Annotated in this window: 13 protein-coding genes; 7 read left to right on the forward strand and 6 right to left on the reverse strand. The window is 66.6% G+C overall.

Annotated features, from left to right (window positions below; genetic code table 11):
- The first annotated feature begins 31 nt into the window (after positions 1–31).
- The 3 genes from ACH438_RS31660 to hisG all read left to right on the forward strand — a co-directional run bounded on the left by ACH438_RS31660 (position 32) and on the right by hisG (position 3,155).
- Positions 32–1,834 carry a choline/carnitine O-acyltransferase gene (locus ACH438_RS31660; protein ID WP_397011875.1) on the forward strand — a complete coding sequence of 601 codons (1,803 nt, stop codon included), beginning with the start codon at positions 32–34 and terminating at the stop codon, positions 1,832–1,834.
- Positions 1,835–1,952: 118 nt separating this feature from the next.
- Complete coding sequence (locus ACH438_RS31665; RefSeq protein WP_397011877.1) at positions 1,953–2,216, forward strand: phosphoribosyl-ATP diphosphatase; 264 nt, start codon at positions 1,953–1,955, stop codon at positions 2,214–2,216.
- Positions 2,217–2,303: 87 nt separating this feature from the next.
- Entirely contained in the window at positions 2,304–3,155 is an 852-nt protein-coding gene (hisG, locus tag ACH438_RS31670; protein WP_397011879.1) for an ATP phosphoribosyltransferase, read from the forward strand.
- On the opposite strand, the gene ACH438_RS31675 is transcribed toward hisG, so the two are convergent.
- Positions 3,152–4,039 carry a RecB family exonuclease gene (locus ACH438_RS31675; protein ID WP_397011881.1) on the reverse strand — a complete coding sequence of 296 codons (888 nt, stop codon included), beginning with the start codon at positions 4,037–4,039 and terminating at the stop codon, positions 3,152–3,154. The two genes, hisG and ACH438_RS31675, sit on opposite strands and share 4 nt — an antisense overlap.
- Positions 4,040–4,150: 111 nt before the next feature.
- Between ACH438_RS31675 and ACH438_RS31680 the strand changes: the two genes are divergently transcribed.
- Together ACH438_RS31680 and ACH438_RS31685 are read left to right on the forward strand one after the other, a co-directional pair.
- The gene (locus tag ACH438_RS31680; RefSeq protein ID WP_397011883.1) at positions 4,151–4,984 is read left to right on the forward strand and encodes a tRNA (adenine-N1)-methyltransferase; all 834 of its coding nucleotides are present in this window, start codon (positions 4,151–4,153) and stop codon (positions 4,982–4,984) included.
- 123 nt (positions 4,985–5,107) lie between these two features.
- Positions 5,108–6,166 carry a DUF418 domain-containing protein gene (locus tag ACH438_RS31685; RefSeq protein ID WP_397011885.1) on the forward strand — a complete coding sequence of 353 codons (1,059 nt, stop codon included), beginning with the start codon at positions 5,108–5,110 and terminating at the stop codon, positions 6,164–6,166.
- Here ACH438_RS31685 and ACH438_RS31690 read toward each other — a convergent pair.
- From ACH438_RS31690 to ACH438_RS31705, 4 genes are all read right to left on the reverse strand, one after another.
- Positions 6,092–6,580: a Clp protease N-terminal domain-containing protein gene (locus ACH438_RS31690; protein ID WP_397011887.1), complete on the reverse strand. Its 489-nt coding sequence runs from the start codon at positions 6,578–6,580 to the stop codon at positions 6,092–6,094. The genes ACH438_RS31685 and ACH438_RS31690 overlap by 75 nt on opposite strands.
- Before the next feature lie 2 nt (positions 6,581–6,582).
- The gene (locus ACH438_RS31695; protein WP_397011889.1) at positions 6,583–6,813 is read right to left on the reverse strand and encodes a helix-turn-helix domain-containing protein; all 231 of its coding nucleotides are present in this window, start codon (positions 6,811–6,813) and stop codon (positions 6,583–6,585) included.
- Positions 6,814–6,971: 158 nt separating this feature from the next.
- Positions 6,972–7,397 (reverse strand): hypothetical protein, encoded by a 426-nt coding sequence (locus tag ACH438_RS31700; protein WP_397011891.1) that lies wholly within the window; start codon positions 7,395–7,397, stop codon positions 6,972–6,974.
- Positions 7,398–7,428: 31 nt separating this feature from the next.
- Positions 7,429–7,869 (reverse strand): hypothetical protein, encoded by a 441-nt coding sequence (locus tag ACH438_RS31705; protein ID WP_397011893.1) that lies wholly within the window; start codon positions 7,867–7,869, stop codon positions 7,429–7,431.
- Positions 7,870–8,099: 230 nt separating this feature from the next.
- Between ACH438_RS31705 and arc the strand changes: the two genes are divergently transcribed.
- Entirely contained in the window at positions 8,100–9,860 is a 1,761-nt protein-coding gene (gene arc, locus ACH438_RS31710; protein WP_397011895.1) for a proteasome ATPase, read from the forward strand.
- A gap of 85 nt (positions 9,861–9,945) precedes the next feature.
- Here the strand turns inward: arc and ACH438_RS31715 are convergent, their stop codons facing one another.
- On the reverse strand, positions 9,946–10,350 hold the full coding sequence (locus ACH438_RS31715; protein ID WP_397011897.1) for a hypothetical protein: 405 nt from the start codon (positions 10,348–10,350) through the stop codon (positions 9,946–9,948).
- Positions 10,351–10,583: 233 nt separating this feature from the next.
- Between ACH438_RS31715 and ACH438_RS31720 the strand changes: the two genes are divergently transcribed.
- A complete protein-coding gene (locus tag ACH438_RS31720) occupies positions 10,584–12,104 on the forward strand; it encodes a serine/threonine-protein kinase (RefSeq protein ID WP_397011899.1) in 1,521 nt (506 codons plus the stop codon).
- Positions 12,105–12,107 lie beyond the last annotated feature (3 nt).

Here is a 12,107-nt window from a genome sequence, read left to right on the forward strand (position 1 = left end):
CGGACCCATCCATCGACCACGAGGACATTCCTTGAGCGACAGCACCTTCGCCTATGACGAGCAGCTGCCCCGCGTGCCGCTGCCAACCCTGGAGGAGAGCTGCACCCGGTTCCTGCACTGGTGCGCGCCACTGCTGACCGGGGACCAATACGCCGCCACCGCTGCCACCGTCGAAGACCTACTGCGCCCGGACAGTCCGGCCCGCACCCTGCACGCCGACCTGCAACGCTACGACGCCGAACCCGGCGTGGGCAGCTGGCTCGACGAGTTCTGGCCCTCCCGCTACCTGGGCCGGCGCGACCGAATCGCGTTGAACGCCAACTTCTTCTTCCTCTTCCGCGACGACACCGTGCTGGCCGGCTCCACCACCGCCGACCAGGCCGAGCGCGCCGCCGCCCTGACCGCGGCCGCCGTCAACTACAAGCTGCGCCTGGACCGCGAAGAGATCCCGCCCGCCACCCAGCGCGGGCAGCGACTCAATATGGCGCAGAACAAGTTCCTGTTCTCCGAGACCCGGATTCCGGGCGCGCCGCAGGACACCGTGCGCGTGCCCTACAGCCCGGAATGGCCCGGGCACTCCGAGGCCCGGCACATCATCGTGTTCTACCGCGGCAATATGTTCCGCATGGATGTCGTCGGGCCCAGCGGCATCCCCTACACCCCCGAGGACCTCGCCGCCGGACTGCGCGGGGTGATGAAGGCCGGCGCGAGGCGCGCGGCCACCAATGCCTCACCCGGGCATCTCACCAGCCTGGCGCGCGCGGAATGGGCGCCGGTCTACGCCGCGCTGCGCCCGCTCAATGCCGAGGCCTTCGACACCATCGAGACGGCGCTGTTCTGCATCAACCTGGAGGACTTCGCCCCGCGCAACGAACTGCACGCCTGCGATCAACTGCTGCACGGTGACAGCGGTAACCGCTGGTTCGACAAGTCGGTGTCGTTCATCGTGTTCTCCGACGGGCAGGCCGGCATCAATGTCGAGCACTGCGGGCTCGACGGCACCACCATCCTGTCCTTCGTCGACACCCTGCTCGAGCAGAGCGTCGCCGACCACGCCGCGCAGGCCGGCGCACAGCCACAAGGGCTGCCCGCCACCGAGCCGGTGGAGTTCACCCTCGGCCCCGAGAGTCGCACCGAGATCGCCTCGGCCGCAGCCTCGTTCGCCCAGTACGCCGCCGAGAACGCCACCACCACGGTGTCGTTCGACTTCGGCACCGGGCACATCAAGAAGCTCGGTATCTCCCCGGATGCGTTCGCGCAGTTGAGCTATCAGCTCGCGCACCAGCGCAGCAAGGGGCTGATCGGGGCCACCTACGAATCCATCGCCACCCGCCAGTTCCGCAACGGGCGCACCGAGGCCATGCGCGTGGTGACCCCCGAGATCCTGGATTTCGTTGCGGCCATGGAGAACCCGGAGGTCGACCGGGACCGCAAGCTGGTGGCGCTGCGCACGGCCGGTGAGGCGCATGTGCGGCGCGCGCAGGAATGCCAGCGTGGGGACGCGCCGGAACAGCATCTGTGGGAGCTGGAATGGATCCAGCGCCGCCGCGGCGAACAGCTGGGGGCCACCGCGCCGATGGCGTTCTACTCGAGCCCCGGCTGGATCATCTCCCGCGACGACTACCTGAGCACCAGCTCGGCGCCGTCGGTCAATATCCGGTTCTTCGGTTTCGGGTCGACGAGCCCCAAATGCATCGGCATCGCCTACGTGCTGCTGCCCGACCGCTGGAACCTCTACCTCGCCACACCCAAGTCGGTGGCGGGGGAGATGCACAAGTTCGCGGACAACCTCCGCCTGGCGGTCGCCGAGCTCGCCGACCTGCTGACCGTGTGAAATGACCGCGTGAACCACCGTGCCGCGGGCCTCGCGCCCGCGGCACGCTCACCTGGCAACCAGGTACACACCGGGCGAATTGCGGGCCGTATGCGGCCGTCTGCGAGAATGGCTCACCGTGAAATCTTTCGAAGCCCTGTTCGCCGAGCTGCAGGATCGTGCCGCCAACCGCCCCGAGGGGTCCGGCACCGTCGCCGCCTTGGACGCCGGCGTGCATGCGCAGGGCAAGAAGGTGCTCGAGGAGGCCGGCGAGGTCTGGATCGCCGCCGAGTACCAGAGCGATGAGGAACTTGCCGAGGAGATCTCCCAGCTCCTCTACTGGACGCAGGTGCTGATGGTGGGCCGCGGACTGCGGCTCGAGGACGTCTACCGACATCTGTGACGCGACGACTCGCCGTACCCCCGGTACGGCACGAATCCGAACGTCCCTGTCATTCATGTCCTCCCATCCGTCCCGAAAGGACACCCCATGCTTCGCGTCGCCGTCCCCAATAAAGGCGCTCTGTCCGAATCCGCCGTCGCCATCCTGTCCGAGGCGGGCTACCGCAAGCGTTCCGACGCCCGGGACCTGAGCGTCATCGATCCGGTCAACCAGGTCGAGTTCTACTTCCTGCGGCCCAAGGACATTGCCATCTACGTCGGCTCCGGCGAGCTCGACCTCGGCATCACCGGCCGCGATCTGGCGCTGGATTCCGGTGCGCCCGTTCAGGAACGGCTCTCCCTCGGCTTCGGCCGCTCCACCTTCCGCTACGCCGCCCCCGCCGGGCGCGACTGGAAGGTCGAGGACCTCTACGACAAGCGCATCGCCACCTCCTACCCGAACCTGGTGCTGAGCGATCTGCAGCGGCGCGGCATCGAGGCCGAGGTCATCCGCCTCGACGGCGCGGTCGAGATCTCCATCCAGCTCGGCGTGGCCGATGCCATCGCCGATGTGGTGGGCTCGGGCCGCACCCTGCGCCAGCACAACCTGGTCGCCTTCGGTGAGACGCTGTGCGACTCCGAAGGTGTGCTGATCGAGGCCAAGGGCTCCGATCACCGCGACAAGGCCCGCAACCAGCTCGTGGCCCGCATCCAGGGCGTGGTGTTCGCCCAGCAGTACCTGATGCTGGACTACGACTGCCCCAAGGAGCTGCTGGACGCGGCCGTGGAGATCACCCCGGGCCTGGAGTCGCCGACGGTGTCCCCGCTCACCGATCCCGGCTGGGTGGCGGTGCGTGCGCTGGTGCCGCGCAAGAACGGCAACGAGGTCATGGACCAGCTCGCCGATCTCGGGGCCAAGGCCATCCTGGCCACCGACATCCGGTCCTGCCGCGCCTTCTAGGCCGAGTCACCGGCCGGGAGACATTCGGTCTCGCCGGACGGGCGAGATTCGGTCTCGCCGGACGGGAAAGGCGGTGGGGTGCCGCCGAATTCGGGGCACAGGTCCTTGAATTCGCAGAACTGGCACATCCAGCTGCGGTTGGGCGGGAAGTCTCCGGTCTCGGCGGCGGTCGTGATGGCCGCCCAGAGCGCGGAGACGATCCGCTCGAACCGGTCCAGTTCCTCGGCATCGGGCTCGTAGCTCAGGGTGGTGCCGTCAGCCAGGTACATCAGGCGTAGCTCGGCCGGCGCCGACCCGAACATGCGCATGAGCACCAGGGCGTAGAACTTCAGCTGGAACAACGCCCTGGTCTCGTAGGCCACCCCGGGCGCGCGGCCGGTCTTGTAGTCGATGACCCGCAACGCGCCACCGTCGGTCCGGTCGATGCGGTCCACGATGCCGCGCAGCGGAGTGCCGTCGGCCAGTTCGGTTTCGATATAGGTCTCACACGAGTCCGGTTCGAATCCGGAGGGATCCTCGAGCCGGAAGTACACCCCGACCAGCTCCTGCACCTCGGCCACGAAGGCGGGCAGGTCCGCGGCGGCGATCAGCTCGTCGACCTCGGGCCGCCCGGCGCGCAATCGCTCCCATGCCGGGACGATCAGGGTCAGCGCATGATCCATATCGCGCTCACCGGCGGGCAGCCCGAACAATGCCTCGAGCACCGAGTGCACGAGCGTGCCACGCACCGCGATCCGCGAGGGCTTCTCCGGAATCCGATCGATGGCCCGCAACCGGTACTTCAACGGACACTGTTTGAAATCGATTGCCCGCGAAGGGGAAAGCGCTGGGCCCCGTGGGGCCGAGCCCTCAGTCTCCGGGGTAGTGATCGCGGGTACCGACATACCTGGCAGGCTAGACGCACGCACCGACAAGGTGAGCACGAATTCGACGCGGCAATGTCACAGCACCTACTGCACTCGGCATGATGCGCTATCTACACAGAACGGAGATCCATGACGGCCAGACGGACCGGGCCTTTCCAGATCGGTGACCGGGTACAGCTGACCGACGCCAAGGGGCGCAAGTTCACGGTGATCCTGGAGGCGGGTAAGGAATTCCACACCCACGCCGGGCACATCAACCACGACGACCTCATCGGCTCCGACGAGGGCTGCGTGGTCAACTCCGCGAAGAACACCCCGTACCTGGCCCTGCGCCCGCTGCTCACCGATTACGTGCTGTCCATGCCGCGCGGCGCCGCGGTCATCTACCCCAAGGACGCCGCCCAGATCGTGCACGAGGGCGATATCTTCCCCGGCGCCAAGGTGCTGGAGGCCGGCGCCGGTTCCGGCGCGCTGACCTGCTCGCTGCTGCGCGCGGTCGGCCCCGAGGGCAAGGTCGTGTCCTGGGAGATCCGCGAGGACCACGCCGAGCACGCGGTCAAGAACGTCGAGCGATTCTTCGGCGAACGCCCCGAGAACTGGGAACTCACCCTCGGCGACGTCGCCGAGTACTCCGGCGAGCAGGTCGACCGGATCATCCTGGACATGCTCAAGCCGTGGGACGCCCTGGACGCGGTCGCCAAAGCGCTCATCCCGGGCGGTGTCTTCATGGCCTACGTCGCCACCACCACCCAGCTCTCCGAGGTGGTCGAGGCGCTGCGCCGCCAGCAGTGCTGGACCGAACCGCGCGCCTGGGAATCCATGGTCCGCGGCTGGCACGTGGTCGGGCTGGCCGTGCGCCCTGAGCACCGCATGCAGGGCCACACCGCCTTCCTGGTGAGCGCGCGCCGCCTCGCCGACGGCGTGACCGCACCGCGCCCGCAGCGGCGACCGTCCAAGGGCTAGACCCGGGTCCACCCGGAGCTCCCACCGCAGGCTGAGGATCCCGCCACGTCATCCCGTGGTCGGAGGCGGGATCTCGCCTGTGGGCCGACGCCTCGCACCGATCGCCGGTGTTCGAATGGCGGTGTGGCGAAACGGATTCCGGAAATCGATGCGGTGCGGGGCCTGGCGCTCTGCGGGCTGCCGGTGGTGAATTTCGGATTGACCGTGGGGAAGAAGGATTACCCCGTGGCCGATTCGATCGAGGCCGCGCTCTACAACGACCTGTTCCTGCATCGGTTCGTGACGATCTTCTGCCTGCTGTTCGGCCTCAGCTTCGGACTGGTGCTGCACAGTGCGGCCGAGCACGTTCCGCGCCCGCGGCTGGTACTGGTGCGGCGGCTGCTCGCACTGCTCGCCTTCGGGGTGTTCCAGGTGTTCCTGCTCGACGGGAACCTGCAACTGGTGGTCTATGCGAGCTTCGGACTGGTTGTCCTGCTGCCGATCTCCTATCTGCCGCGCCGCGGCATGCTGGTGGCCGGGATCGTGTTCCTGTTGGTGTCCCTGCCGTTCCTGGGCGAGGGTGACGGCCAGTTCGTGAAGATCCCGGCCATCACCGCCGGGTTGCTGATCCTGGGCGCCACCGCCGTCGAATACGGGATCCACGCCGATCCGGCTCGCTGGGGCAAGCAGATTCGCGCGGCGTTCCTGATCGCGCTACCGGTGGCGATCGCCGGTAACGCGGTCGATCCGGACTCCGGGACCGTGCTCGGGTCCGTGGTCGAGGAGTTCGCCATGCTGGCCACCTCGACCGTCTACGTGACCGGTCTGCTCCTGCTGCTGCGCACCGGGATGCGGCGTCCGATGCTGGCGGCATTGTCGCCGCTGGGCCGGATGGCGTTGACGAACTTCCTCGTCCAGGCCGCCGCGGCAACGATATTCGCGGCGGTCTGCGATATTCGCGCCTGGAACTACGCGGTGGTCACCTTCGGCTTCACCGCGCTGTTCGTGGCCGTGCAGGCCATCCTGTGCACGTACTGGCTGCGCACCTTCAGGTACGGCCCGTGCGAATGGCTGTGGCGCTGCGCCACCTGGCTCACCGTCGTCCCGCTGCGCAGGAATCCGGTCGGCTCATCTGGCGCTGTCGAGGGAATCGCGCACCGCGGCAATGAGTTCGGTGCGGTCGACCCCCGCGACGGCCAGTAGCCGCGGCACCGTGCCCACCTCGGCGAGCAGGATCCCCAGCAACAGATGTTGCGGGCGCAGTTCACGTTTCGTGGTCGAGGTCGCCATGCGCTCGATCGCGAGTTTGCCGGTGGCGCCCAGCCCCGGCTTGCGGTCGAAGCGGGGGACCGGAGGCAGATCGGCGATGCTGGCGGTGACACCGGCGACGGCGAGGCTCTGCTCGAATTCGCGGTCCAGCGCCGCGCGGATCCCGTCGTGGTCGAGTCCGGCGGCCCGCAGGATGCGCTGCGGTTCGGTGCCGTCCTGGGCGGCGACGCCGAGCAGCAGATGCTGCGCCTCGACGGTGGCCGAACCGTCCTGCTGTGCCTCCTGCACGCCGCGCAGGATGACCGCCTCGAAGTACTTCCCGAGGACCTTCTTGTCGATTACCGGCATGTTCAACGCCTCCTGAGATTGACACCGGCGGCGATGAGCCGGTGGATGTGCTTCTTGTGCACCGCCTGGCGCGTGACGCCGAGCGCCTCGGCCACCTGCGGCCAGCTCCAGCCGGCCCGCATGGCCTCCTCGACGGCGACGTCCTCGAGCCGATCGGCCAGGCGCCGCAGCGCCACGACGGCGGCGAGTCGGCCGGCGGGGTCGGTGGAATCGGGGATATCCAGATCGGGCATGAGAGCAACTCTAGTTGACTAATCCGGCGTTAGTCAACCAATGTTGCTTAACAGGGAGGTGAGCCGAAACACGCGGGCGCGGAACGAAAAACGCCCCTCCGGCCGAGCCGGAAGGGCGTCTTCGGTGCACCGGAGACCGGCGCCGCAAGATATATCTCTCAGCAGGGCGCCTTGCCCATGGCGAGGATCGTGCACGCGGTGCCCTCGGAGAGCTGCCAGCCCGCAGCGGAGTGCTGCCAGGTCATCGGCACGCCCGGCATGGTGCCGTGCGGGGAGACGATGGCGACCGACGCATTCGCGTTGTCGCCGTTGGCCTGCACGTTCGACACGTTCCAGCCGATGGTCCCGTAGTTGGCCAGGCCCTGGTTCATCTTGTCCAGGTTGGCGGTGTGCGCGCCGCCGTTCACCATCAGCTGCGCCTTGTCACCGGCGGCGATGCCCGGGTCGGTGAACTTGGTCAGGGTCGACTGCAGATCGTCGGCCGAGGGCGCGGGCGTATCGGCGTGGGCCAGGCCCGCGCCGGAGATGAGGGCGGCGGTGACGCCGAGGGTGGCCAGGGATAGTCGGGCGGAACGGGCGAACATGGGGACTACATGCCTTTCGGGAAGGTGGGGCTTACTGGCAGGCCGCGCGCGCTGCTCCCAGCAGGGTGCAGGCGCCGGAATCGGAGAGCTTCCAGCTGCCGTCGGTGTACTGGAAGCTCATCGGGACATCGGGCATGGTGCCGTGCGGGGAGGTGATGGAGACCTTGGCGTCGGCCTTGTTCCCGTCCGCCTTGATGTCGCCGACCTTGTAACCGACCTGGTAGTTGGCCAGGCCCTGGTTCATGGTGTTGATATTGCTGATCCGCTTGTCGCCGTCGATGACGAGTTTTGCCTTGTCATCGGCCGATTTCGCGGGATCGGTGAAGGCCGTCAGGACGCCCTGGAGCTGATCCGCGGTGGGCGCCGGCGCGGAAGAACTTTGCGAAGAACTCTTGTCGTTGGAGCCACAGCCGGTCAAAGTTGCGGTAACGGCTAGCGCCGCGGCGACGGTAGCTACGGAAACACGAAGCACCTGCGCGACGTTGCGCATACCGGTAGGACGACTGGTGGGAAGGAGCATCGACGGCACTCTTTCGGGCTACGGCCGGCTGTTAACTCGCCGGACACACGTTAGGGGAGGCTAACATGCTGGCCTGAATAGTGCGCCGCAGCCTAGATGTGATCACGACGAAACCATGTCGGAAAGCGAGAACGGTTAGAGCCCGGTAGCGTTGATAGACCGGGACTGGGAGGAGCAGCATCATGAGCCCCATCGAACATTCGGATTCGGCAGCCTGGAGGGAACTCGAGGCGGTACGTGCCGAGGCGGCTGCACTCCGGAGGCAACTCGCCGACACGCCGGATCGCACACGGGAATTGGAAGCGCGCGTCGATTCGCTGACGATTCGCAACACCAAACTGATGGACACCTTGAAGGAAGCACGCCAGCAACTGGTGGCTCTCCGCGAGGAAGTGGATCGCCTGGGCCAGCCACCCTCCGGCTACGGCGTTCTCATCGGCGTGTACGACGATCAGACGGTCGATGTGTTCACTTCCGGACGGAAGATGCGGCTGACGTGTTCGCCGAATATCGACACCACCACCCTTGCTTACGGTCAGACCGTGCGTCTCAACGAGGCACTGACCGTCGTCGAGGCCGGGGTGTTCGAAGCCATCGGTGAAATCGGCACGCTGCGTGAGATTCTCGATGACGGGCGCCGTGCGCTCGTGGTCGGGCATGCCGACGAGGAGCGGGTGGTCTGGCTGGCCGGACCGCTGGCCTCGCTCGTCGACGTCGATGATCTCGAAGATCCGGATCGCCCGATTCGCAAACTGCGGCCGGGAGATTCGCTACTCGTCGACACCAAGGCGGGTTTCGCGTTCGAGCGCATCCCCAAGGCCGAGGTCGAGGACCTCGTGCTGGAGGAAGTGCCCGACGTGGACTACGAGGACATCGGCGGTCTGTCGCGCCAGATCGAGCAGATCCGCGATGCGGTGGAACTGCCGTTCCTGCACAAGGATCTGTTCCGCGAATACGCGCTGCGGCCCCCGAAGGGTGTGCTGCTCTACGGTCCTCCCGGTTGCGGTAAGACGTTGATCGCCAAGGCGGTTGCCAACTCACTGGCCAAGAAGATCGCCGAGGCGCGTGGTGAGGATGCCAAGGAGGCCAAGTCCTTCTTCCTCAACATCAAGGGTCCCGAGCTGCTCAACAAGTTCGTGGGCGAGACCGAGCGGCACATTCGGATCATCTTCCAGCGGGCTCGCGAGAAGGCGTCCGAGGGCACTCCGGTGATCGTGTTCTTCGATGAGATGGACTCGATCTTCCGTACTCGTGGTTCGGGCGTGTCGTCCGACGTCGAGACGACCGTGGTGCCGCAGCTGCTCTCCGAGATCGACGGTGTCGAAGGCCTGGAGAACGTCATCGTCATCGGCGCCTCCAACCGCGAGGACATGATCGATCCGGCCATCCTGCGGCCCGGCCGCCTCGATGTGAAGATCAAGATCGAGCGCCCGGATGCCGAAGCGGCGCAGGACATCTTCTCCAAGTACCTCACGGAGACGCTGCCCCTGCACTCGGAGGATCTGACCGAGTTCGACGGCGATCGCGGCAAGTGCGTGCAGGCCACCATCGAGCGAGTGGTGGACCGCATGTACGCCGAGAGCGATGACAACCGCTTCCTGGAGGTCACCTACGCCAACGGTGACAAGGAAGTCCTGTACTTCAAGGACTTCAACTCCGGCGCCATGATCCAGAACATCGTGGACCGGGCCAAGAAGTACGCCATCAAGTCCGTGCTCGAGACCGGCACCCCCGGCCTGCGCATCCAGCACCTCTACGATTCGATCGTGGACGAGTTCTCCGAGAACGAGGACCTGCCCAACACCACGAATCCGGATGACTGGGCTCGCATTTCGGGCAAGAAGGGCGAGCGGATCGTCTACATCCGCACGCTGGTCACCGGCAAGAACGCCAGCGCCAGCCGCGCCATCGACACCGAGTCGAACACCGGCCAGTACCTGTAAGCCGGCGGCGTAGCCGCAACGAGCAAGGGGCTCGCTTCCTTTCGGAAGCGAGCCCCTTCACGTTGCCCGGCAATAGCCTCGCGGCTCAGCCGATGCCGGGAAGGTAGCCGGGGTACACGTAGTGCCCCACCCCGCCGCCCGGCGCGGACGAACCGGTGACATTCGGGAAATTGGCCTGCAACCGCACCAGCTGATGCGGATTGCCGTCCCGGTCGGCCTGGAAGCACGACATGGTCACCCCATGGAACGAGGTGCACACCACGCGAGTGGTGTTGCCGTACGGCGAGGTCACGCGCATGCGATTGACCAGCGGATTCCAGTAGTCCAGATCGGACGGGGTGAGGAATCCGGTCACATCGTCGACCGAGATCGCGCTGTTGGGCTGCTGGACCGGCCACTCGTCGGCCGCCGCGGTACCGGTGCCGAGGGCGACGGCCGCGCCCGCGGCCGTGGTGGCAATGGCGATCCTGGTGACGCTTCGGGCATTCATGAACTGTCTCCCCTCATTCGAACTTCGACTGATGTTCGGCATCGATCACTCCATCGCTGAGAGTTCGCTGCGTGTAACAGGCTTGTTCCTGTGAGTGACCTGGATCACCATCAATCCTGATGGGTGCGCGACAGCACATCGGCGATAGCGGACGGAACGCCGCACCCCGGAGATCGCTGTTATGCTCCCGTGCAGATCTACTGCTAGACAGCTTGTTTCGGGAGGGGACCCCGTTGGATTTCACCGAGGGGACGGTGTTCGCGGGATATCGGATCGAACGCACACTCGGTTCCGGGGGAATGGGCGCGGTGTATCTGGCGCAGCATCCTCGGCTACCGCGCAAGGACGCGCTGAAGGTGTTGTCGGCCGAGCGATCCGCGGGTGCGGAGTTCCGGGCGCGGTTTCTGCGTGAGGCGGAAGTGGCGGCGCGGCTGCGACATCCGAATCTGGTGGCGGTACGCGATCGCGGTGAACAGGACGGCCGGCTGTGGATCGCCATGCAGTATGTGGCCGGGATCGACCTGTCGCAGTTGATCGTGCGGAGCGAGATCGGGCTGGATCCCTTTCGGGCGGTGCATATTCTGACCGAGGTGGCGCAGGGGCTGGATGAGATCCATCGGTCCGGGCATCTGCATCGTGATGTGAAGCCGGGCAATATCCTCATTGCCGAGGAACCGGATCGGCCGGATCAGGTGCTGGTCAGCGATTTCGGTATCGCGCGTCCCGCTGATGATTCCACGACGCTGGCCGCCGACGGCGGCTTCACCGGGACTCTCGCCTATGCCGCACCCGAGCAGTTCGAGGAGGGGCGGTTCGATCATCGGATCGACGTGTATGCCCTGGGCTGCACGCTGTTTCACATGTTGACGGCTTCGGTGCCGTTTCCGCGGACCAGTACCGGCGCGGTCATCTACGCGCATATGCACGAGGCGCCGCCGCGACCCTCGCAGTCGAATCCGTTGGTGCCGGTGGGGTTCGATGCCGTGGTGGCCAAGGCCATGGCGAAAGCGCCCGGAGAGCGATACCGCAGCTGTGGCGAGCTGGCCGCGGCCGCGCGCGCCGCATTGACGGCTCCCGGCATACCGCGGTACAGCCGGGACGTTCCCGAGCCTCGACCGGTCAGGATCGGGCGGCGGACGCGAATTCTGCTGGCGGGCGCGGTGATCGCGCTCGTCGCGGTGGTGGCCGCGGCCGCGGTGATGTACGGGCTGCGTCCGGCCGCCTCCACTGCGGCGCAGGTCGTGTATGTCAGCCCGCAGACCGGGACCACGGAACCGGGGGAGTGGGGTGTGTACGGGTTCATTCCGCAGGCCTTTCCGGATCTGTTGCCGCCGGTGCCGTTCGGGGCCGGATACCAGGAGCTGACCTCGTGTGATCCGATCGGCTCCGATATCGAGCTGCACGGGTTCTCGGTGAGCGGCCCGGTCGCGGAGCTCGAGTGCGTGGGGAACTCCGATCCTGCCTATGCGGTCAATCTGCAGTGCAATACCGATCGGTCGCGGATCTCGCCGAATCTGGAGATCGCGCGCCCGGAGGGCGACGAGGCGTGGACGCGGCCGTCCGGGACCGGGCATCTGTTCTGGGGTTACGGTGCCGAATCGGGTACGGGGACAACGCTGGACGGTCGGTCGCGGGGAGTGCTGGATCTGTATTTCGATGACCCGAAACGGAACTTCTGCCGGATCGAGGTGCTCGGCGTCTCGACCACGGGTGCGGAACTGCGTGCGGGGTGGTGGCCGAATGCCCCGCTGTAACCG

Origin of the sequence: Nocardia sp. NPDC020380, from assembly GCF_044386975.1 — a bacterium.
GTDB lineage: Bacteria > Actinomycetota > Actinomycetes > Mycobacteriales > Mycobacteriaceae > Nocardia.